The organism is Salipiger marinus, from assembly GCF_900100085.1.
Lineage (GTDB): Bacteria > Pseudomonadota > Alphaproteobacteria > Rhodobacterales > Rhodobacteraceae > Salipiger > Salipiger marinus.
Genome location: NZ_FNEJ01000017.1, coordinates 45,822 through 68,256, shown reverse-complemented (window position 1 = coordinate 68,256; position 22,435 = coordinate 45,822). Strand labels below are relative to the sequence as shown.

The window sequence follows — 22,435 nt, the reverse complement described above, 5'->3', positions numbered from 1 at the left end:
CATGGCGAATGACATGAGCAGAAGCGCGGCGCAGGCGGCACAGATCCCTGACAAGCGCCATGGCCACAGCCGCGGCTATGGCGGGCCGCTGCGCTATGTGCAGGGGCCGGGCGTTCTGGACGACATCGGCAGTTACGCGGCGGCCCTGTCGGACCGGGCGCTGGTGCTGATGGACGGCTTCGTCCAGGACACCTACGGCCCGCGCGTGACCGAAGCGCTGGAGGCGGCGGGGGTCACCGTCACAGCCCTGCGCTTTGGCGGGGAATCCACCGATGCCGAAGTGGCGCGCTGCACCGAAGCCGCCCGCGCCGCAGGGGTCGGCATGGTCATCGGGATTGGCGGCGGCAAGACGCTGGACACCGGCAAGCTGACCGCGCGCAACGTGGCGGCGCGTATCATGACCGTGCCCACCATCGCCTCCACCGACAGCCCGACCAGCGCCATCGGCGTGATCTATACCGAAGACGGCGTCTATGTCCGGGTGGAACAGAGCCCGCGCAACCCCGATGTGGTGCTGGTTGACAGCGACGTGATCCTGAAGGCGCCGGTGCGCTTTCTGGCGGCGGGCATGGGGGATGCGCTGTCCACTTGGTATGAGGCGCGGTCGAACCTCGACAGCCGGTCGAAGAACTACATCGCGGGGGGCTATGCGCCCTCCATCGCCGGGATCCAGATCGCGCGGGCCTGCCATGACACGCTGATGCGCGACGGGCTTGCGGCCTATGACGCGGCCCGCGCCGGATGCCTGACGCCCGCGGTCGAAAACATCATCGAGGCCAACACGCTGCTGTCGGGGCTGGGGTTCGAAAACTGCGGGGTGTCGGCGGCCCATGGCGTGCATGACGCGCTGACCGTGCTGGAGCCGACCCATGATTTCATGCATGGTGAAAAGGTGGCCTTCGGCATCATCTGCCTGCTGGTTCTGGAAAACCGCGCGCCCGAAGAGATCGCCGAGGCGGTCACCTTCTGCGCCGCCATCGGCCTGCCGGTGACGCTGGCCGATCTGGGGCTGGCCAAGGTCAGCGACGCGGATCTGCTGCGCGTGGGCGAGGCGGCGATGGATCCGGCCTCGGTCATCCATTCCGTGCCGGTGCCGCTGAGCCCGCAGAAGATCGCCGCCGCGATCCGGGCCGCCGATGCCACCGCCACCCGCCTGACCGGGCGCTGAGTGATCCCAGCCGGCGCGGTCCGCGCCGGCACCATCGGTCCGCAGGCGCTGCGGGCCGCATCGCGCCCCGGGCCGCCGGGTCCGGGCGCAGTCGGGAGGAGACATCATGGACATCCACATTCCGGAGGAGGCCCGGCAGCAGCCAGATGCGGCTCCCCCCGTAAGGCTGGGCGTGCGGGGGATCAGCAAGTCCTTCGGCCCGGTGCAGGCGCTCCGGCAGGTGCAGCTTGATCTGCGGGCGGGGTCCATCCATGCGCTGATGGGCGAAAACGGCGCGGGCAAGTCGACGCTGGTCAAGATCCTTGCCGGGATGCACGCGCCGACGGCGGGCGATCTGCTTGTGAACGGGCAGGCGCGGCGCTTCGCCTCGCCGCGCGACGCCACCGCCGCCGGGGTGGCCGTGGTCCATCAGGAACTGCTGCTGTTCGGGGAACTGACCGTCGCCGAAAACATCTTTTCCGGCCATTACCCGCGCACGCGCTTCGGCACCGTGGACTGGTCGGGCATGCGCAGGCGGGCCCGTGCCCTGCTGGCCGAGCTTGACTGTCACGACATCGACGTGGACACCAAGGTTGCCGCGCTGTCAGTCGCCCTGCGCCAGCGGGTGGAGATCGCGCGCGCGCTCAATCAGGAAGCGCGCGTCCTGATCCTTGACGAGCCGACCGCCGCCTTGGCCGAACGCGATGCCGACCGGCTGCTGGATGTGGTGCTGCAGCTGCGCGACCGGGGTGTCGCCATCCTCTATGTCAGCCACCGCATGAACGAGATTTTCCGCATCGCCGATGAAATGACCGTGCTGCGCGACGGGCAGTATGTGGGCACCGTCGAGGCGCGCGACACCGACGAGGCGCGGCTGGTCTCCATGATGGTGGGCCGCAGCATCGATCAGGTCTTTCCCAAGGTGGAGGCCAAGATCGGGCGCCCGGTCCTTGAGGTGGACCATCTTTGCGCGGGGCCGCTGGTGCAGGGCGCAAGCCTGACCGTGCGCGCGGGCGAAATCGTGGGGCTGGCGGGGCTGGTGGGGTCGGGCCGCACCGAACTGGCGCTGACCCTGTTCGGCATCACCCCGGCCCGCAGCGGGCGGATCCGCATCGACGGCGCCGAGGTGCGCATCACTTCGCCCCGCGCCGCGCGGGATGCGGGTATCGCCTATGTGCCCGAAGACCGCGGGCATCAGGGGCTGGTGAAGTCCATGAACATCCGCGAAAACATCTCTATGGCGGTGCTGGACCGGGTCTCCCCCGGCGGCATGCTGCGCCGCGCCGAAGAAGCGCGCATCGCGCGTGACGGGTTCGACCGGCTCGGCGTGCGTGCCGCTGGCATCGAACAGGTCACCGGCGAGCTTTCTGGGGGCAACCAGCAGAAGGTGGTCATCGCCAAATGGCTGGAGACCAAGCCCAAGCTGCTGATCCTCGACGAGCCGACCCGCGGCATCGACGTGGGCGCAAAATCCGAAATTCACCGCCTGATGGGCGAGATGGCGCAGCAGGGGCTGGCGATCCTGATGATCTCCTCGGAACTGCCCGAGGTGCTGGCGATGTCCGACCGCGTGCTGGTGGTGGCCGAGGGGCGGATCACCGCCGAACTGCCGCGCGCGCAGGCCACGCCTGAAGCCGTGGGCCATGCCATGACCCGCCGCAGCGATCCCGGCACCCGGACGGGCGGATCCCAGCAGACAGGAGCACGCGCATGACCGATCTTTCTCAGGACGCCGCAGCGCCGCGCACCGGACCGATCCGGCGCATCCTGCGCGATTACGGCCATGAACTGCTGGTGGTCGCGGCCATCATCGCGCTGCTGGTCGTGGTGGGCGCGATCAACCCGCGCTTTGTCAGCGCGCGCAACATGACATCGGTCTTTTCCGGCAATGCCTATATCGCGGTGGCGGCGATCGGCATGACCATGATCATCGTCACCCGCAACATCGACCTGTCGGTGGGCGCGCTGATCGGGGTTCTGGCCACGGTGTCGGGCACGCTTGCGGTCAGTGGCGCGCCGATCTGGGTGGCATGGGTCGCCCCCATCCTTTGCGGCGCGCTGATCAATGCCGTGACCGGGCTGCTGGTGGCCTATGCGGGCATTCCCTCCATCGTGGTGACGCTGGGGATGATGGCGATCCTGCAGGGCGGGCTGATCTCGGTCACGGGGGGCGCGTGGATTTCCGACCTGCCGCCGGAGTTCCTGCTGGCCAAGATGAAGGTCATGGGCCTGCCGATGCCGCTGGTCTGGGCCGTGGCGCTGACGGTGCTGGCCGCCGCATGGATGCGGCTGACGCCCTACGGGCGCTCGCTCTATCTGATCGGCGGCAATGCCGAGGCGGCGCGCGCCGTGGGCATCCCGGTGCGGCGGCGCATCGTCGAGGTCTTCATGATCCACGGTGCCTTTGCCGGGCTTGCCACGCTGCTTTTTGCCACGCAGCTGCAGGTGATCCAGTCGACCACGCCGCCCAATCTGGAACTGCTCATCATCACCGCCGCAGTGATCGGCGGGGTGTCCATCCTTGGCGGCACGGGCACGGTGATCGGCGCCAGCCTTGCCGCCGTGCTTTTTGCCGCCATCGGCTCGGCGCTGATTTTCGTCAACGTCTCCGCCTACTGGCTGCGCGCCTTCATCGGGGTGCTGATCCTTGTGACCGTGCTGTTTGACGTGATGCGCCGCCGACGCGAAACCCGGCAGAAAGGACACTGACATGCTGCGCCGACACACTCACGAAGCCGTTCTTGCCCTTGTCACCCTGCTCGCCATCCTCGTGCTGTCGCTGCAGTCGGACCAGTTCCTGAGCGTGGCGAACCTGCTCAATCAGGGCCGCCTGATGACCGAGGTGGCGCTGGTCGCGCTGGTGATGACCTTTGTCATCGCCTCGGGCGGGATCGACCTGTCCGTGGGGTCCATCATGGGGCTGTCCGCCATCCTGCTTGGCACCTTCTGGGACGGGTTCGGCCTGCCGCTGCCGCTGGCCATGCTGGCGGTGCTGGTCGTGGGCACGGTCTGCGGGCTGTTCAACGGCATCATCATCGTGCATTTCGGCATGCCGCCGCTGATCGCCACGCTGGGCACGCTTGCGCTCTATCGCGGTCTGGCCGAGGGCATCAGTCAGGCGCGGTCGGTGCGCGGCTGGCCGGAATGGTTCGCGCGGCTGGGACAGGGCGACTGGCTGGGCCTGCCGGTGCAGGTCTGGATCCTGCTTGCCGCGCTGGCCCTGGCGGGGGCGATCCTTGGCTTCACCCGCTGGGGCCGCACCGTCTACGCCATCGGCGCCAGCGAGACCGCCGCCCGCTTTTCGGGCCTGCCGGTCGATGCCACAAAGCTTGCGATCTATGCCGTGTCCGGCTTTGCCTCGGCGCTGGCCGCGCTGATCTTCGTGGCGCGCGTGTCCACCACCCGGTCCGACATGGGCACCGGGCTGGAACTGGACGTGATCACCGCCGTGGTTCTGGGCGGCACCAGCATCTTTGGCGGGCGCGGCACCATCCTTGGCACCGCGCTGGGGCTGATCCTTGTGCAGGTGCTGGAAAACGGGCTGTCGCTGGCGGGCGTCAAGGGCGACGGCACCATCGTGCTGATCGGCGTGGTGCTGATCGCGACGCTGCTGGTCAGCACCCTGACAGAACGCCGGGCCCGCGCCTGAGCGCGGCCCGCATCACGACATGCCGCAGGCAGGAGGCCCGCGGCATTACCGGGGCGAGGAGGCCCCACCGCCCTGTGCGGATCCTGGAGGAGAACGAGATGACCCAGACCCTGACACGCACCCTGCCCTGCCTGATGGGCAGCGCCGCCATCCTTGCGGCAAGTTTTGCTGCCCCCGCGCAGGCGGCATGGACCGGCGGCGACGACCAGCCGACCAGCCCGCTGGCCTGCGACGCCTCGACCGTGGCGCCCGATGCAGGCAGCTATAATGGCGGCACCGTGACCGGCGCCCAGCCCTCTGACACGCTGCGCGTGGTCGACGTACCGAAGTTGGTGGGCATCGGCTATTTCAACGCCACGTCTGCGGGCGTGGCCGAAGCCGCCGCCGAACTCGACGGCGTGGAGGCCACCACCGACGGGCCCGCGCAGGCCAATATCGACGACCAGATCACGCTGATCGACAATTACATCACCTCGGGCGTGGGTGGCATCCTTTACGCGGCGAATGACCCGGTGGCCATCGCCCCGGTGCTGCGCAAGGCGCTGGAGGCAGGGATCCATGTGGTCGGTTATGACAGCGATGCCGAACCCGACGCGCGGCAGTGGTTCGTCAATCCCGCCCAGTTCAACGGCGTGGCCAAGACCCTGATGGACGAGCTGGCCCAGCAGATCGGCGCGGACGGATCCTTTGCCATCGTCACCTCGACCTTCACCACGCCCAATCAGGCGCGCTGGATCGCCGAAATGGACGCTTATCAGGCCAAGTGCTATCCCGAGATGGAATGGCTGGAGACGGTCGAGGCGCAGGAGGACAACATCCTGTCCTTCAATCAGGCGATGACGCTCATCAACAAGTATGGCGAGGACATGGACGGGCTGGTCGGCATGACCTCGGTCGCCACCCCCGCCGCGGCAGAGGCGGTGACGCAGGCCGATCTGTGCGGCGAGGTGTCGGTGATGGGGCTCGCCACGCCCAATGCCATCCGGCCCTATATCAAGTCGGGCTGCATGGAGGATGCCGTGCTCTGGAACCCGGTGGACATGGGCTATGCCGCGCTGCATGTGCTGAAGGCCGCCGTGGACGGCACGCTGGAACCCGGCGCCGCCGAGGTCGAGGCCGGGCGGCTTGGCACGCTGCAGATCATCAACGGGTCCGAGGTTCTGCTGGGCGCGCCCACGGTCTTCAACGCCGAGAATGTCGACGATTTCGACTTCTGATCCGTCATGACGGGCCGGGGCGGCGCTGTCGCCCCGGTCTGCCCGGTCAGGGCGCGGGCGGGCCCGGGGCCAGCACCTCTTCGAGCCAGTCGAGGAACACGGCAAGCCGCCGCAGACCCGAAGTGCGGGTCAGGAACAGTGCGGTGATGTCCAGCGGCGGCACGTCGAGCTTCCCCGCGAACAGCTCCACCAGCCGTCCGCTGGCCAGATCCTCCGCCACCATGAACTCCGAAAACCGCGCCACCCCCATGCCGCCCAGCACGAGGCTGCGCACCGCCTCGCCGTTTTCGGCATAGGCGGCGGCGGGCACCGTCACGGGCTGGCTCAGGCCGCGGAAGCGCAGCTGGTTGATATGGTCCGGGGCGGTGAAGCGCACCTGTTCCAGCCGCGCCAGATCCTCGGGCCGCCCCGGCAGGCCCTGCGCCGCCAGATAGGCGGGCGCGGCCACCAGATGCCACGAGGTCACGCCAAGATGCCGCCGCAGCATGTCGCTGTCCGAGAGCGTGCCGAAGCGGATCGCCACATCGGCATGGCTGTCGATCAGGTCCACCATGCGGTCGGTCATGTCGAGCGTGACCTCGACCTTGGGGTAGGCTGCGTGAAACTCCGCCAGCCGCGGCCCGAGGACATGCAGCATGAACGACACCGGCGCATTGATCCGCAGCGGGCCGCGCGGCGCGCGGCTGCCGGTGGCAAGGTCGAACAGCCCTTCCGTGCGGGCCACGATGTCCTGCGCCGCCTGCAGAAGCTCGCGCCCCTCCGGGGTCAGTTCGATCATCCGGGTCGACCGGCGCAGCAGCGTCACGCCCAGCATCCGCTCCAGCCGGGTCACCGTCCGGCTCAGCGTCGAGGGCGCCACGCCAAGCCGCCGCCCGGCTTCGGCAAAGCCGCCATCTTCGACCACCGCGACAAAGGCGGCCAGATCGCGGGTCTGCGGCAAGTCGTGCATGTGACGCAAGGACCCCTCGCCTGTCTGCCTTCTGGCGCATCAGTCTAGCCGGACCCGCCCCGCGCGAAAAGCCCCGGACCGGTGCCGCCCGCCGCGCTCAGCCGCCGGTGCCGAAATCGAAACTGTCCAGATCGCGGATATAGGCCTCGAAGAATTCGGTGAAGGTCTCGACCAGCGGCGGCAGCTTTTCATAGGGCGGATAATACAGCATCAGGTTCAGCGGCGGGATCTGCCAGTCGGGCAGCACGATGTCGACCGTGCCCCGGTCCAGCCCGTCCCGGACAAGGAAATCCGGAAGATTGACCATGCCATTGCCCGACAGCGCCAGCGCATACAGAAACTCGCCGTTGTTCGACACCACGTCGGTGCCCGCCCGCACCGTGCGCCGCATCCCCCCACGGGTAAAGGTCCAGATCTCGGCGCTGCCCTTGTGGCCATAGGACAGGCACTGGTCGGGCTGCAGGTCGCCGGGATGGGCCGGGCGGGCGATGCGGTCGAAAAGGCCGGGCGCCGCCACCACCTGCCGTGGCACATGGCAGATCCGGCGCCAGATGGTCGATTTGTCCCCCGGTGGGTCGGAAATCCGGATCGCCAGATCGCAGCTGGCATCCAGAATGTCGACAAGCGCATCGGTCAGGTGCACGTCCAGCGCGATGTTGGGATAGGCGAGCCGGAAGCTGGCCACCAGCCCGGGCATCAGCCGCATGCCAAACGACATGGGTGCGTTGATCGCAAGCCGCCCGCGATCGGGCCGGGTGGTGCGGGTGACCTCCTCCGTCACCCGGTCGAACTCCTCGATCACGGGGCGGTAGCGCGCCGCGACCATGGCCCCGGCGCCGGTCAGCGACACCTGCCGCGTGGTGCGCAGCAGCAGCTGCTGGCCCAGATCGGCCTCCAGCTGCGCGATGATCCGCGTGATGGAGGCGGGCGTCATCCGCAGGCGGCGGGCCGCCCCGGCAAAGCTGCCCTGCGCCACCACGGTCAGGAAGACCCGGATCGGTTTCATGGTCTGCATGGGGGTATATTGTTATCATTCATCGCAACAGTAAATGCCATGCAGTTTCTATTCTTAAAAATGATCTTTGCGCCTACCTTGCTCTCAACAGGAATGACGTCTTGATGGAGACAAAGATGATCAAGGATATCAAAGGTCTGCACCACGTAACCTCGATGGCAGCGGATGCAGCGATCAACAACCGCTTCTTCACCGACACGCTGGGTCTGCGGCGGGTGAAGAAGACGGTCAATTTCGACGCGCCGGAGGTGTATCACCTGTATTACGGCGACGAGATCGGCACGCCCGGATCGGTGATGACCTATTTCCCCTTCGGTGACATGCCGCGCGGGCGCCGTGGCACCGGCGAGGTCGGCGTGACGGAATTTGCGGTCCCCGAAGGCGCGCTTGGCTTCTGGAAGGAGCGGCTGGCCCGGAGCGGCGTCAGGGGGCTGTCCGAAAGCAGCTTCTTGGGCGAGGCCCGCCTTGGCTTTGCCGGACCCGATGGCGACAGCTTCGCGCTGGTGGAAAGCGCCGCGCGCGGACGAACGGCTTGGACCGGGGCCGATGTGCCGCAGGATGCAGGCATCCTTGGCTTTCATGGCGCCCGGATGCGGCTGCGCGACAGCGCTGCCACGGCGGAACTGCTGAGCTTCATGGGCTATCAGAAGGACGAGACCGACGGGGCCGTGACCCGCTACCGGATCGAGGGCGGCAATGCCGCCGACACGATCGATCTGGAAACCGTGGCGGGCGGGCAGACTGCGGCGCAGGGCGCGGGATCGGTGCATCACATCGCCTTCGCGGTGGAAGATCGCGCGGCACAGGCCCGGGTGCGCGAGGCGCTTCTGGCCACGGGCTATCAGGTGACGCCGGTGATCGACCGGGATTATTTCTGGGCGATCTATTTCCGCACCCCCGGCGGCGTGCTGTTCGAGATCGCCACCAACGAGCCGGGCTTCGACCGCGACGAAGACACCGCCCGGCTTGGGCAGGCGCTGAAGCTGCCGACTCGGTACGAGCCGTTCCGCGACCGGATCGAGGATCTTCTGCCCGCCCTCGGAGCCTGAGCCATGACCCCGAGCTATCATGCCCGCATGCGTGCCCCCGATGCGGGGGCACCGCTGATCTTTGCCTTTCACGGCACTGGCGGCGACGAAAACCAGTTCTTTGACCTTGTCCGGCAGATCACTCCCGGCGCGGGCATCGTCTCGCCGCGCGGGGACGTGTCCGAAGGCGGCGCTGCCCGGTTCTTCCGGCGCACCGGCGAAGGTGTCTATGACATGGCCGATCTGGCGCGGCGCACCGACCGGATGGCCGGGTTTGTCGCGGCGCAGAAGGCGGCGCATCCCGGTGTGCCGGTCTATGGCTTTGGCTATTCCAATGGCGCCAACATTCTGGCCTCGGTGGTGATGGCTGCGCCGCAGCTTTTTGACCGCGTGGGCCTGCTGCACCCGCTGGTGCCGTGGCAGCCCGCCCCGGTGGATCTGACGGGCCGCCGCGTGCTGGTCAGCGCCGGGCGCCGCGATCCGATCTGCCCGTGGCCGCAGAGCGAACGGCTGCTGCGCTGGTTCGCCGATCAGGGCGCCGAGGTCACCAGCGCGGTGCATGACGGCGGCCACGAGATCCGGCAGGCGGAGCTTGTGGCTCTGGCCGGGCTGCTGACCGGATGACCGCCGGGGCCTGCCACCTGCCGGACACGGGGGATCCGGCAGGACGGCACAGGCCCCGGCGCGAGGCTGCGGCGCCGCGGTCCTCTCGCGGCGGCAGGCTCTGCCGACCAGGGCAGAAGGGGGCAGCGCGGGCGGGGCGACGATGACAGGGCCGCGCTATATCTGGTGGACCTTCGTCTCCTCCCCCAAGGGCCGGATCGAGCAGGCCAAGGAGGACTGGAAGGCCGCCCGCTGGATCAACGGGCCATTCCGCCTGCCGCCGGGGGGATGACGCGGAGGTCATTCCGATCAGCCCGGACCTGGACCGCGCCCGCCCGCGCGACCGGGGCTGAGCCTTGCAACAGGGGCCGCGCCGGGCCAGTCGTGCGTCTGGCGCAACGACCCTTTGTCAAGCTGTCTGTTCACGCAAAGCCTGTCCGAAGGCATCTTCCCGGCATTCGTCGCAACAGGAGATGCCTTGATGCCCCTTGCTCTTTGGGCGCTGACCATCAGCGCCTTTGCCGTCGGTACGACCGAGTTCGTGATCGTCGGCCTGCTTCCCACCATCGCCGCCGATCTGGGCGTGTCGCTGCCCTCTGCCGGGCTGCTGGTCAGCCTTTATGCCCTTGGCGTCACCATCGGCGCGCCGGTGCTGACCGCGCTGGCGGGCGGGCTGCCGCGCAAGACGCTGCTGCTGTCGCTGCTGGTGCTGTTTGTCGCCGGAAACGCCTTTGCCGCCTTTGCCCCCGGCTATGGCAGCCTTGTCGCCGCGCGCTTCCTGACCGGGCTTGCGCATGGCGTGTTCTTCGCCATCGCCTCGACCATCGCCACCAGCCTTGTGCCCCGGGAAAAGGAAAGCTCGGCCATCGCGCTGGTGTTTCTGGGCCTGACGGTGGCGCTGGTCACCGGCGTGCCGCTTGGCACATGGATCGGCCAGACCTTCGGCTGGCAGTCCACCTTTCTGGGCGTGGTCGTGCTGGGGCTGATCGGGCTTCTGGCCTCGGCCCGGCTGGTGCCGTCCAACCTGACGCAGGGCCCGCCCCCGACGCTGCGCGATCAGGCGCGGGTGCTGACCTCGCCCCGGCTGCTGCTGGTCTATCTGATCACGGCGGTCGGCTATGGCGGCAATTTCATCGCCTTCACCTATCTTGCGCCGATGCTGACCGATGTCACCGGCCTTGGAACCGGCGCGGTCAGCCTTGTGATCCTGCTTTATGGCGCGTCAGTGGCGGCGGGCAATATCATCGGCGGCAGGCTTGCCGACCGGATCGGCGCGATCCCGGCGCTGAGCGTGATCTTTCTGGGCCTGTCGGTGGTGCTGCTGGCGCTTGGCGCGGTGCTGACCTCGCCCCTTGCCGCCATCGCGGTGATTGCCGTCTGGGGCGGCTTCGCCTTCGCCAACGTGCCGCCGCTGCAGGCCTATACCGTGCAGATCGCGCGCGAGGTGGCGCCCGACGCGGTGGATGTGGCCTCGGGCCTGAATATCGGCGCCTTCAACCTTGGCATCGCGTTTGGCGCATGGGCGGGCGGGATTGCGGTGGAAAGCCTCGGCCTTGCCGCCACGCCCTATCTGGGCGCTGCGGTGGTCGTGCTGGGCCTTGGGCTGACCCGGCTGTCGGGCAGGCTTGACCGTGCCGCGCGTCCCGTTCCGGCGGAATGACAGGACGGACAGCGTGGCCCCCCGCCGCTGCGGGGGGTCACGGCGCGTGACTGCCCAGCGGACGCCCCTGCCCCGCCCCGGCCAGCTGCTGCAGCCAGCGGGCGAAATGCACCACCCGGCTGCGGGCCAGCCGTTCGGTGGAGATGTCCAGCCAGTAGCCATAGGGGCCGGTGACCACCACCGGATCGATCTGGATCAGCGCCCCGGACTGCAGCTCCGGTTCGATCATGTTGCGGTCGATCACGGCCAGCCCCGCCCCCGACACCGCCGCCTGCGTGACCATGTCCAGCGTGGCGAATTCCATCGCGTTTTCCGGCAGGTCGCGGCGGTCATGCTGGGTGGAGGCGAACCAGTTGTCCCATGTCGGCAGCCGCAGCGCGCGGTCCAGCACATACAGAAGGCAGCTCTGCCGCAGCCGGTCGGGATCGGCCCAGAGATCGGGGGCGCAGACCGCGATATGCTGTTCGACCATCAGCCGCGTCGACACATGACGGTCGCGCGGATCGGCCCCGAAGCGGATCACGCAATCCACCCGCACGTTGTCATCGGCACTCAGATGCAGGGACAGATCCAGATCGGGAAAGCGCTGCCGGAACGACACCAGATGCCGCGACAGCCAGCGGGCGGAAAAGGTCGGCGGGGCCAGCAGCGTCAGCTTCTGGCGCGGCACGGTGGCCCGCGCCTCCATCACCGCCTCGTCCATGATGTCGAACGCCTCGGCGAGGCGTTCATGCAGCACGGCCCCGGCCTCGGTCAGTTCGATGGAATTGCCGATGCGGCGGAACAGCGGCAGATCGAGCGTGCTTTCCAGCTGCCGGATCTGGCGGCTGACCGCGCTCTGCGTCACGCCCAGCCGGTGCGCCCCTTCGGTAAAGCTCAGGCACTGGCCGACCGTGGCAAAGGCCCGCAGCGAGGTCAGGGTCGGGGAGGAGGGCATGAGAGAGGCAGCAGCCTTTGCACGGGAACGCGGGGCCTTCCCTGCGGAAGACCCCGGAACCTTGTGCCTGCGCCGGTCCGCCGTCAAGGCCCGGGGCGCCCGCGGCTAGAACGCGTCGCGACCGGGGGCCGCGTCGATCAGATCGCGGGTATAGGGGTGGCGGGGCCGCGCCAGCACCTCGCTCGCCGGGCCGCGTTCCACCACATGCCCCTTGCTCAGCACCACGATCTCGTCGCTGATCTGGGCGGCCACGCGCAGGTCATGGGCGATGAAGACCACCGCAAGCGACAGCCGCTTGCGCAGATCCGCCAGCAGATCCAGCACCTGCGCCTGCACCGAGACATCCAGCGCCGACACGCTTTCATCGGCGATCAGCACGTCGGGCCGCATGGCCAGCGCCCGGGCAATGCCGATGCGCTGGCGCTGGCCGCCGGAAAACGCGGCGGGGCGGCGATCATAGGCGCTGCGATCAAGCCCGACCAGTTCCAGAAGCTCCTTGGCGCGGGCCACCGCCTCGCTGCGGCTGGCGCCCGACAGGACGGCGGCGCGGGCGATCATCGGTCCGACCCGGCGGCGCGGGTTGAGCGAGCCGAACGGATCCTGAAAGATCATCTGCACCCGGCGCCGCATGCCGCGCAGGGCCTGTCCTTCCGCCGCCAGAATGTCCTCTCCGGCGACGGCGATGCGCCCGGAGCTGGGATCGATGAGCCGGATCAGGGTCTTGGCGATGGTGGATTTGCCCGATCCGCTTTCGCCGACGATGGACAGAACCTGCCCCGGCGCCACCGACAGGTTGATGTCATGCAGCACCTGCACCGCGCCGTAACTGTGGTTCAGATGGCTGACCTCCAGCGCGGGGGCCACGGTGTCGGGCGCGGGGCGGTCATGCGGCACAAGGCTGGGCACCGCCGCGATCAGCGCCTTGGTATAGGCGTGCCGGGGCGATTTCAGCACCTGTTCGGCGCTGCCCAGTTCGACGATCTCGCCATGCCGCATCACCGCGATCCGGTCGGCGATGTCGGCCACCACACCCAGATCATGGGTGATGAAGATGATGCCATGGCCGTGACTGTCGCGCAGGTCGCGGATCAGCTTCAGCACCTGCGCCTGCGTGGTCACATCCAGCGCGGTGGTGGGTTCGTCGGCGATCAGCAGCTTGGGGCTCATCGCCAGCGCCATGGCGATCACCACCCGCTGGCACTGGCCGCCGGACAGCTGGTGCGGATAGGCGTGCAGGATGCGGTCGGGTTCGGGCAGGTGCATCTCGTCCGCCAGCCGCCGCGCCTCGCGGGCGCGGTCGGTCTTTGACAGGTCGGAATGCAGTTCGAACACCTCCTCGATCTGCTGGGTCACGGTCAGCGCCGGGTTGAGCGAGGCCATGGGCTCCTGAAAGATCATGCCGATCTCGCGGCCCCGGATCTTCTGCCACTGCCGTTCCGACAGCTGCAGCAGATCCCGCCCGCCCATCATCGCGTGGCCCGATGCCACCTTCAGGCCCTTGGGGGCGGCGCCCATCAGCGTGGCGGTCAGCACCGACTTGCCGGAACCGGATTCCCCGACGATGCAGAGGATTTCGGCCGGTTTGACCTCCAGCGTCACGTCGCGAACCGCAAAGGGCCGGTCAGCGCCTTTTGGCAGGGAGACCGACAGGTTGCGGATCTCAAGCAGGGGGTGGGTCATGGGATCACTCATGCCTGGCGCTCCTTGGCGTCGTTGACTTCGCGCAACCCGTCCGCCAGCAGGCTCAGGCCCAGCGTCAGCGAGGAAATCGCGATACAGGGGAAGATCACCAGATGCGGGAAGGCGATGGCCATGCCCCGGCCTTCGTTGACCATGCCGCCCCAGTCCGGCGTCGGCGGCGGCAGGCCCAGCCCCAGAAAGCCCAAGGTGCCGATGGTGATGGCGGTATATCCCAGCCGCAGGCAGAAATCGACGGCAAGCGGCCCGGTGGTGTTGGGCAGGATGTCGACAAAAAGGATGCGCAGCGTGCTTTCGCCCTGCGTGATTGCCGCATTGACGAAATCGCGGCTGGCCACGTCGATGGTGATGGCGCGCACGATCCGGAAGATGGCGGGCGCCGAAGAGAAGGTGACCGCGATCACGATGTTCAGCGGCGAGGCGCCGATCACCACGATGATGACGATGTAAAGCACCAGCACCGGAAAGCTGAGCACGACATTGGCCAGATAGCACAGCACGGCATCGGTGCGCCCGCCCGCATAGCCCGCGACCAGCCCGAGGCTGAGCCCGAAGACATAGGCGGTCAGCGTGGCCAGCGTGGAATAGATCACCACGGTCTGCGCGCCCCAGATCAGCCGGGAGAAGATGTCGCGGCCCAGCATGTCGGTGCCCAGCAGGAAGAATTCGCCATTGGGTCCGCTGTTGAGCGGGCGCATCAGCGGCTGGATCGTCTGCAGCGGATCATAGGGGGCGATGAGCGGCGCAAGGATGGCGACCAGCAGCCAGCCAAAGGACAGCAGACCACCGATCAGGACCAGCGGCGTTGCAAGATAGCGGGACAGCGCCTTCATGCCTTGGCTCCCAGGTCGATGCGGGGGTTGAGCCAGCCATAGATCAGATCGGACAGGATCTGGCTGACCACGACGACAAGGACGGAGATCATGGCGCAGGCCTCGATCAGATAGATGTCCTGATTGAGCGCGGCGTCATAAAGCAGCGTGCCGAAGCCCTTGTAGGCATAGAACACCTCGACCACGATCACGCCCGACAGCAGCCATGGCAGCTGCAGCATGATGACGGTCACCGGGGTGATCAGCGCGTTGCGCAGCGCGTGGCGCAGCACGATGCGCGACAGGCTGGCGCCCTTGAGCCGGGCGGTGCGGACGTAATGGGTGCCCATCACGTCCACCATCGAGGCCCGGGTGACCCGCGCCAGATAGCCCATGGAATAAAGCCCGAGCACCGAGACCGGCAGGATCAGTTCGCGCAGCGAAAAGCCCGAGATCATGGTGCTGGCGCCGGGCAGCAGCCCCAGCCAGAACACGAAAATCCCCGACAGGAACACGGCAGAGGCAAAATCGGGGATGGAGGTGGTCACGACCGAGATGACAGAGATCACGCGGTCCAGCAGCGAGCCGGGGCGCATCCCGGCCAGCACGCCAAGGCTGAGGCCAAAGACCACGATGACCAGCAGCGCGCCCCCCGCCAGCACCGCCGAGGCGGCAAGGCGCGGCAGGATCATCTCCATCACCGGGGCGCGGAAATAGGTGGACTGCCCCCAGTCGCCGGTGACAAAATTCATGAGCCAGCGCAGATAGCGGATGAGGAACGGATCGTCATAGCCGTTCTGGGTCAGCCATGCCGCGCGCTGCTCGGCGGTGGAATACTGGCCCAGAACCTTGACCGCGACCTCCTCGATGTTCACTTCGAGTGCCAGAAAGATCAGGAACGAGACCGCCACCATCGTGGCGACCGCGATCGCGGTCTTTCGCATCAGAAAACTGCCCAGTGACACTGGAACTCCCCCTCTTGTTGGTCCGGACGCGCCCCCCTGCGCGTCTGCGGGGGCCGGGCGCGCAGGCCCGGCCCCTGTGATGGCTGCCCTTACGCGAGCCAGACGCCATCCATGCGGAAGAAATCCGACGGATGCAGCACGAAGCCGCGCACGTTCGGCGCTGCCGCCGAAAAGCGGTTCGGCCAGTAGGGCTGCACCAGCACGGCATCGTCGCGCAGGATGGTCTCTACCTCGGTCATGGCGGCGCGGCGCTGCTCGGGATCGACCAGCGCCATGGCCTTGTTCAGCGCGGCGTCGAAGGCGGGATTGGCGTAATGGCTTTCATTCCATGCCCCGCCGGAGCGATAGGCCAGATCCAGCGTCATCGTGCCCAAGGGGCGGTGCGCCCAGTAGGTGACGCCAAAGGGCACCTTGTCCCAGATCGGCCAGTATTGCGACGCGGGCAGCACGTTCAGCTTCAGCCGGATTCCGGCTTCGGCCAGATTCTGCTGCAGCACCTGTGCGGTGTCCTGTTCCCATTTGCCTTGGGTGTTGCCCAGCGTCAGCTCCAGATCGAGCCCGTCGGGATAACCCGCCTCGGCCAGAAGCGCCTTGGCGGCGGCGACATCGCGGCCAATCGCCTCCACCGGCGCGTAATCGGCCTGCACCTGCGACACGTGGTAATTCGCGCCCAGATCCCCCTCGCCGCGATAGGCGATGGCCAGCATCTGCGCATTGTCGGCGGCCAGCTGCACCGCCTTGCGCACCCGGATGTCATCAAACGGCGCCTGATCCACCTGCATGCGGATCGCCAGCGTATGCGCGGCCTTGCCGGTCAGGATCTGGATATTGGGCAGCGACTGCATCAGGTCATATTCGGCAATGGTCGCGCGATACAGCACGTCCACCTGCCCGCTCGACAGCGCGGCAAGATGGGTGGTGATGTCGGCGCCAAGGTCGATATACTGCAGCTCGTCCAGATAGGCGGGCTGGCCCCAGTAATCCTCGCGCTTGCGGAAGATGGCCTGACGGCCCACCTCGTGATTGACCAGCGAGAACGGGCCCGTGCCCACCGGGTTTTCCGCCCAGTTGCCGGCAAAGCCGCGATGCGCGATGGCGCAGGTGTGGGAATAAAGCTGTTCGGGCAGCGAGGCCACGGGCCGCGACAGGGTGATGCGGACGGCATGATCGCCGGTTTTTTCCACCTTGGTGATCGCCTCGAACGCGCTCTTGTTGGAGGATTGCGAGTCCGGCGCGATCCAGCGTTCGATGTTGAAGATCACGTCTTCCGGCAGGAAAGCATCGCCATTCGACCATGTGGCGCGCTCGTCGAGGTCAAAATCCCAGACGGTCAGATCATCCGAGGCCGTCCAGCTTTTCGCCAGATAGGGATGGGTGATGTTGTTCTCGTCGACGAAGGTCAGGAATTCCAGACAGTTGCGGAAGAGGTTGGAGGATTCGATCCATGTCGCCATCATCGGATCGGTGATTTCCTGAATCTGGCAGGCAAACCGCAGCCTGCCGCCGGATTTCGGCGTTTCCTGCGCGTGCAGCAGTCCCGGGGCCGCGCCTGCGGCGCCGACGGCGACCCCCAGCCATGCCATGCCGCGCAGAAAGCCGCGGCGGTCGATCCCGCCCGTGGCAAAGCGCTGCTGCAGGGCTTTTGCCTGCGGGTGCAGCGGCGTGCCGCTCAGTGTCTTGAACTCATCCATCCTCATCTCCCTTGGTCTGTCGTTCATGTGATGCCGTCCGTGCGGGCGCGGCGGACCTCCCCCGCCGCGCCTGCGGTCTGGTCAGGCCACGGCGTCGAGCCCGGTGGCAAAGCGGCCCGCCGCCAGACGCGGCGCGCGCGGAATGCGCTTTCCGGCGGTGTAGTCGTTGATCGGATCGCAGGGGGTGTAATTCCGCTCGATCTCGAAAACCTCTTCGGCATCCAGATCGGTGGTCAGCGCGGCCAGCGCGCTGTCGACCTGCGCGCGGGTATCGGCCCCGACCAGCATCGCGGAAATCTCCGGCTTGCGCAGCACCCAGGCCTGCGCGACCTGCGCGGGCGTGAGGCCGCGCGCCTCCGCCACGCGGGCCACCGACATCGCCACATCGCGCGAGGCCGCGTCATTGTACATCTCGGCGGTGAAGAAATCGGTCTTGTTGCGGATCGAGGACATGTCGCTGGTCAGGATGCCGCGCGCCAGCGGGCTGAACACCGACACGCCGATGCCCTGATCCATGCAGAACGGGATCATCTCGCGCTCTTCCTCGCGATAGGCGGCGTTGAGCTGCAGCTGCATGTTGATCGGACGCGCCCAGCCGTTGCGGTCACAGGCGGCGAGGATCTTGGCGAACTGCCATGTATACATGGTCGACACGCCGACATAGCGCGCCTTGCCCTGCCGCACGACATCGTTCAGCGCGTCCATGGTTTCTTCGATCGGGGTTTCCGTGTCGAAATAATGCAGCATGTAGATGTCGACATAATCGCTCTTCATCCGGGTCAGCGACCCTTCCAGCGCGTCGAACACATGTTTGCGGCTATGGCCGCTGTTGTTCACGCCCCCGCCGATCGGATAGCCAAGCTTGGTGGTCAGCACCAGCTCGTCGCGCCGGGCCAGACGGCGCAGCACGTTGCAGACGATCTCTTCCCCGGCACCGGCGGAATAGAAATCGGCAAGGTCGATGAAGTTGACACCATGGTCCAGCGCATGGCCGATGATCGGCTCGGCTTCGGCCTCGTCGAAAATCCACGGTTTCCAGGATTTCGACCCCATGTTCATCGTGCCGAGGCAAAGCCGCGAGACCTTGAGGCCGGAGCGGCCAAGACGGGTATATTGCATTTGTTCAGTCTCTCGAAGATGTGGTTCACATGATCGCCGGAGAGGTCAGCCCCCGGGGTGATGCGCGCTGCGGTCAGTCGCCGTAATGCACCCAGACGCCTTTGGTCTTGGTGTAGGATGACAGCGAATGGATCGCCATTTCCTTGCCCCAGCCGCTTTCCTTGAAACCGCCGAACGGCGCGGACAGCCCGTAACAGCCATAGCGGTTGACAAAGACCATCCCGGCCTCAAGCCGTTCGGCCATCCGGTGCGCGAGGCTGACATTGCCGGTATAGACCCCGGCGGCGAGGCCATAGGCGGTGTCATTGGCCAGCGATACCGCTTCGTCGGCGGTGGCGAAGGGCGTGCAGGACAGCACCGGGCCAAAGATCTCTTCCTGCGCGATGCGCGCGGAATTCGGCACGTTGGAAAAGATCGTGGGGCGGATGAACAGGCCCTTGGCATTGTCGCCGCTGGTATCGGCCATGCCGCCCGCCACGAGTTCGGCCTCGGTCTTGCCGATCTCGATATAGTCCAGAATGCGCCGGAACTGCGCCTCGTTGCACTGCGCGCCCTGTTCGGTGCTGGCCAGCAGCGGATCGCCGCAGCGCACCGCGTCGGCTTTGGCAATCAGCTTTTCCAGAACATGGTCATAGATGCCCTTCTGGATCAGGAACCGCGTCGGTTCGGAGCATTTTTCGCCCTTCTGCGAAAACATCACATAAAAGGCGCGGTCGATCGCGGCGTCGAGATCGGGGGTGTCCTCGAAAAAGATGCAGGGCGACTTGCCCCCCAGTTCCAGCGTCACGGCTTTCAGGTTCGACTGGCCGGAATTCTGCACGATGCGCCGCCCGACCCCGGTGGAGCCGGTGAAGGACACCTTGTGGACATTGCGGCTCAGCGTCAGCTGGTTGGCGGCCTCGCCATCGCAGAGCACGAGATTCAGCAGGCCCTTGGGCAGATCCAGGTCGCGGTCGATCAGTTCAAACAGATGCAGCGTGGCCAGCGGGGTATATTCCGAAGGCTTCATCACCACGGTATTGCCCATGGCGAGGGCGGGGGCGATTTTCAGGCTGGCCTGATAGAGCGGATAATTCCACGGCGCGATCAGCGCGCAGACCCCCACCGGATCCTTGGTGGTGAAATTCAGGAAGCCATCCTCGACCGGCGAGACCTCGCCATAGAACTTGTCGGTCCAGCCCGCGTAATATTCAAAAATCTCGGCGCAGGTGAAGATGTCGTCATTCAGCGCCTCAAGATAGGTCTTGCCATTGGCAAGGCTCTCCAGCAGCGCCAGCCGGGGGGCGTGGTCGCGGATCAGCCGGGCGATGGCCAGCAGCTGGTCGGCGCGGGCCTTGCGCGAGGTCTTGCGGCTCCAGACCCCGCTCTGGTGGCAGCGATGCGCGGCTTGGGCCGCCGTCTCGATCTGGTCGGCATCGGCCAGCGCGATCTGGCACAGGGTCTGGCCGGTGGCGGGGTTTTTCACCTGCCACGCGGCCCCTGCCCCCGGCACCCAGTCGCCGTTGATATACTGTGTCTTGGCTGATGCGAGCCAGCGCGTGGCCCAGTCAAGATCGGTGTCCTGCAGCATGTCTTTCATGGTCGCCTTCGGGAATGGAGAGAATGTTTCGGGGGTCAGCGGCCTTCGGCCTCGGCGAGTTTGCGGCGCACGAGGTCAAGGTCACCGGCGGCGTCTTTGGCCACCTGCGCGGAATAGCTGTAGCCTTTCAGCTGCTTGAGCCGGATCAGCGAGGGCAGCAGGCTGGTGGCGTTGTCTTGGTTGCGCGCGATGTCGGGCCGCATGCCCTGCACGCAGTTGCGCCGGAGCGTGGCGATGCCGCTGTCCAGAACCGCGATCATGTCCAGCAGGCTGACGATCACCACCGCTTCCCACGGATTGTAATCCATCTCGCCATGGTCCTGCGTCATGGCCATCGCTGCCCCGTGCCCCACCGCGATCATGCCGCACTGCACCATGAATTCGGGCAGGGTCGGGTTGACCTTGCCGGGAATGGCGGAGGATCCGGGCTGCATCGCGGGCAGGCGAAGTTCCGACAGCCCGCCATGAGGGCCAGAGGCCATCAGCCGCAGATCCTTGGCAAAGCGGATCAGCATGCGCGCCAGCTGGTCGAGCGTGGCGCCAAGCGCCAGCAGCCGGTCATGCGCCTGACTGGCGGCAAACAGGTTGCCGGTGCGGACCAGATCCGCAGGCAGGCCCGCCGCGGCCAGATGGTCGTTCAGCACCGGCAGGATGCGGGCAAAAAAGGCGGGGTCGCAGTCTTCGGCCCGGCCAATGATCGTGCCGCCCATCGACACCTCGCGCAGCGCGTCGGCATCCCGCCGTGCCCGATCCAGATGGAAGCGCAGCGTGGCAGAGACCCCGCCGAGATACTCCGCAAAGCCGATATCCACCGCGTCCTGCAGGCAGGTCCGCGCCAGCTTGCGCAGCGGCGCCCATTCGGCGCCCAGCCGGTCCAGATCGGCGGCAAGCCCCTCCACCTCGGTGGCAAGCCCGGCAAAGGCGTGGCGCGCCGCGATGTGGCAGGCGGTGGACAGGCAGTCGGCGGTCGAATGGTTCAGGTTCGGGTGGTCATTGGGATGGATCGGGGCATAGCTGCCATAGGCCGCGCCAAACCCCGCGCGGTTCGCCAGATTGGCCAGAACCTCGTTCAGGTTCATGTTGAACGAGATGCCGCCGCCGCCATGGACGGCATGCACCGGAAAGGCCTCGGGGCGGGGTGCCGCCAGCAGATCCTGCGCGGCGGCCTGCAGCGCCGCGCCCATGGCAGGATCAAGCGCGCCGGTTTCCACATTGACCTGCGCCGCCGCCGCCTTGACATGCAGCATGGCGGTCAGCAGCGCCGGATAGTCGGAAAACCGGCCCTGCCCCGCCAGCGGATAAAGCTGGACGGCACGCTGGGTCTGGATGCCGAACACGGCCTCTGCCGGAACGGCAAGCATGCCGATGGTGTCGCGCTCCTCGCGCGTTGCCGTCTCGTGCGGTGTCATGAATCGGGCTCCCCCCTCGATGCCCGCAGAAAAGGCGATTTGAGCCTGCGGGACAAACGACTATTGTGCAAAGGTCATTCGAAAAAGGAATGACCCCGGCCCAAGCCCGGATTTTGTGTCAGAGGATATGCGAGGAAAGCTGCCGCGCCGCCTGCACCACATTCTTGGAATAGACCCGCGCGCTCTGCACCGTCAGCGCCTCGCCGGTGAAGCAGGCGCTGATCGCCGCCACCGGCTCGCCCCGCCCGTTCACCACCGGGGCCGCGACGCAGCCGACATCCTGTTGGATCTCGTTGAGGCTGATCGCATAGCCAAGCCGGGCGGACCGCTGCAGGTCGCTGGCCAGCGCGGGCAGTTCGGCGGCGACACCGGGGGCGGCCAGCCCCTCGTCGCGCAGATAGCTCAGCTGGTCCTCCAGCGGGCGGGCCGCCAGAATGGCCTTGCCCGAGGCCGACAGGTGCATGGGCATTGTGCGCCCCACATAGGCGCTGAAGGTCTGGCTGGCCGGGGCGTCGAGCCGGGCAAGGATCACCACCTGATTGCCCACCGGCAGGCTGAGGAAGATCGAGCGGTGAATCTCGTTCTTCAGGATTTCGGCGATGGGGTAGAAATGCGGCACGAAAGGCTGGCGCGCATAGATCGCCGAGGACAGCTGGAACAGCCGCGAGCCCAGCACATAGGTCTTGCGCCGCCCGGGGGCGAGCGCGATCAGCCGGTGATGCAGCATCGCATTGACGATCCGGTGCGCGCTGGCCTGAGCAAGGCCGGTGCGGTCGCAGATCTCGGACAGCTGCAGCGGCCATGACGCGGCTGACAGCACCTCGAGGATGGCGACGGAGGCGTCGATGGCCGGGGCGGCGGTTTTGTCCTGCTCTGTCATGGGCTGATCCTGTCGCTGATCCACGCTGTCTATCGTATAAGATTTCCATATTTGGAATAATAATTCCTGTTATGGAA

General features: G+C 66.9%; 20 protein-coding genes. 9 read left to right on the top strand and 11 right to left on the bottom strand.

All coding sequences use genetic code 11. The features are described from left to right. The first annotated feature begins 1 nt into the window (after position 1). The 5 genes from BLR51_RS17990 (at position 2) to BLR51_RS17970 (ending at position 6,013) form a co-directional block, all read left to right on the top strand. A complete protein-coding gene (locus BLR51_RS17990) occupies positions 2 to 1,168 on the top strand; it encodes a glycerol dehydrogenase (RefSeq protein ID WP_089849580.1) in 1,167 nt (388 codons plus the stop codon). Between the two features lie 106 nt (positions 1,169 to 1,274). Continuing rightward, a complete protein-coding gene (locus BLR51_RS17985) occupies positions 1,275 to 2,861 on the top strand; it encodes a sugar ABC transporter ATP-binding protein (RefSeq protein ID WP_089849578.1) in 1,587 nt (528 codons plus the stop codon). After that, positions 2,858 to 3,856 carry an ABC transporter permease gene (locus tag BLR51_RS17980; protein ID WP_089849576.1) on the top strand — a complete coding sequence of 333 codons (999 nt, stop codon included), beginning with the start codon at positions 2,858 to 2,860 and terminating at the stop codon, positions 3,854 to 3,856. The genes BLR51_RS17985 and BLR51_RS17980 overlap by 4 nt, the downstream gene beginning before the upstream one ends. 1 nt (position 3,857) lies before the next feature. After that, entirely contained in the window at positions 3,858 to 4,796 is a 939-nt protein-coding gene (locus BLR51_RS17975) for an ABC transporter permease (protein ID WP_089849574.1), read from the top strand. A gap of 98 nt (positions 4,797 to 4,894) precedes the next feature. After that, positions 4,895 to 6,013 (top strand): autoinducer 2 ABC transporter substrate-binding protein, encoded by a 1,119-nt coding sequence (locus BLR51_RS17970; RefSeq protein WP_242656774.1) that lies wholly within the window; start codon positions 4,895 to 4,897, stop codon positions 6,011 to 6,013. Positions 6,014 to 6,059: 46 nt separating this feature from the next. Here the strand turns inward: BLR51_RS17970 and BLR51_RS17965 are convergent, their stop codons facing one another. Together BLR51_RS17965 and BLR51_RS17960 are read right to left on the bottom strand one after the other, a co-directional pair. Next, on the bottom strand, positions 6,060 to 6,962 hold the full coding sequence (locus tag BLR51_RS17965) for a LysR family transcriptional regulator (protein WP_089849572.1): 903 nt from the start codon (positions 6,960 to 6,962) through the stop codon (positions 6,060 to 6,062). 97 nt (positions 6,963 to 7,059) lie between these two features. Then, complete coding sequence (locus tag BLR51_RS17960; protein WP_089849570.1) at positions 7,060 to 7,977, bottom strand: LysR family transcriptional regulator; 918 nt, start codon at positions 7,975 to 7,977, stop codon at positions 7,060 to 7,062. Between the two features lie 116 nt (positions 7,978 to 8,093). Here BLR51_RS17960 and BLR51_RS17955 point away from each other — a divergent pair, with 116 nt between their 5' ends. From BLR51_RS17955 to BLR51_RS17940, 4 genes are all read left to right on the top strand, one after another. After that, positions 8,094 to 9,026 (top strand): VOC family protein, encoded by a 933-nt coding sequence (locus BLR51_RS17955; RefSeq protein WP_089849667.1) that lies wholly within the window; start codon positions 8,094 to 8,096, stop codon positions 9,024 to 9,026. Positions 9,027 to 9,029: 3 nt separating this feature from the next. Next, positions 9,030 to 9,629 (top strand): alpha/beta hydrolase, encoded by a 600-nt coding sequence (locus BLR51_RS17950; RefSeq protein WP_089849568.1) that lies wholly within the window; start codon positions 9,030 to 9,032, stop codon positions 9,627 to 9,629. Between the two features lie 142 nt (positions 9,630 to 9,771). Then, positions 9,772 to 9,900, top strand: a complete 129-nt coding sequence (locus BLR51_RS28580; RefSeq protein ID WP_165616872.1) for a pirin-like C-terminal cupin domain-containing protein — start codon at positions 9,772 to 9,774, stop codon at positions 9,898 to 9,900. Between the two features lie 189 nt (positions 9,901 to 10,089). Beyond that, complete coding sequence (locus tag BLR51_RS17940; RefSeq protein ID WP_089849566.1) at positions 10,090 to 11,268, top strand: MFS transporter; 1,179 nt, start codon at positions 10,090 to 10,092, stop codon at positions 11,266 to 11,268. 37 nt (positions 11,269 to 11,305) lie between these two features. Here the strand turns inward: BLR51_RS17940 and BLR51_RS17935 are convergent, their stop codons facing one another. The 9 genes from BLR51_RS17935 to BLR51_RS17895 all read right to left on the bottom strand — a co-directional run bounded on the left by BLR51_RS17935 (position 11,306) and on the right by BLR51_RS17895 (position 22,358). Then, on the bottom strand, positions 11,306 to 12,205 hold the full coding sequence (locus BLR51_RS17935) for a LysR substrate-binding domain-containing protein (RefSeq protein WP_089849564.1): 900 nt from the start codon (positions 12,203 to 12,205) through the stop codon (positions 11,306 to 11,308). Between the two features lie 105 nt (positions 12,206 to 12,310). Continuing rightward, positions 12,311 to 13,897, bottom strand: coding sequence for a dipeptide ABC transporter ATP-binding protein (locus BLR51_RS17930; RefSeq protein ID WP_089849563.1), 1,587 nt, complete (start codon positions 13,895 to 13,897; stop codon positions 12,311 to 12,313). Next, the gene (locus tag BLR51_RS17925; RefSeq protein WP_089849561.1) at positions 13,894 to 14,736 is read right to left on the bottom strand and encodes an ABC transporter permease; all 843 of its coding nucleotides are present in this window, start codon (positions 14,734 to 14,736) and stop codon (positions 13,894 to 13,896) included. The genes BLR51_RS17930 and BLR51_RS17925 overlap by 4 nt, the downstream gene beginning before the upstream one ends. Then, positions 14,733 to 15,659 carry an ABC transporter permease gene (locus BLR51_RS17920; RefSeq protein WP_207543659.1) on the bottom strand — a complete coding sequence of 309 codons (927 nt, stop codon included), beginning with the start codon at positions 15,657 to 15,659 and terminating at the stop codon, positions 14,733 to 14,735. Before BLR51_RS17920 ends, BLR51_RS17925 begins: the two co-directional genes overlap by 4 nt. 110 nt (positions 15,660 to 15,769) lie before the next feature. Further along, entirely contained in the window at positions 15,770 to 17,371 is a 1,602-nt protein-coding gene (locus tag BLR51_RS17915) for an ABC transporter substrate-binding protein (protein WP_089849559.1), read from the bottom strand. Between the two features lie 81 nt (positions 17,372 to 17,452). Next, positions 17,453 to 18,490 (bottom strand): aldo/keto reductase, encoded by a 1,038-nt coding sequence (locus tag BLR51_RS17910; RefSeq protein ID WP_089849557.1) that lies wholly within the window; start codon positions 18,488 to 18,490, stop codon positions 17,453 to 17,455. A gap of 73 nt (positions 18,491 to 18,563) precedes the next feature. Further along, entirely contained in the window at positions 18,564 to 20,069 is a 1,506-nt protein-coding gene (locus tag BLR51_RS17905) for an aldehyde dehydrogenase family protein (protein ID WP_089849555.1), read from the bottom strand. Between the two features lie 35 nt (positions 20,070 to 20,104). Further along, complete coding sequence (locus BLR51_RS17900; RefSeq protein ID WP_089849554.1) at positions 20,105 to 21,478, bottom strand: lyase family protein; 1,374 nt, start codon at positions 21,476 to 21,478, stop codon at positions 20,105 to 20,107. A 118-nt stretch (positions 21,479 to 21,596) separates the two neighbouring features. Next, positions 21,597 to 22,358, bottom strand: coding sequence for an IclR family transcriptional regulator (locus tag BLR51_RS17895; RefSeq protein ID WP_089849552.1), 762 nt, complete (start codon positions 22,356 to 22,358; stop codon positions 21,597 to 21,599). Between the last annotated feature and the right edge of the window lie 77 nt (positions 22,359 to 22,435).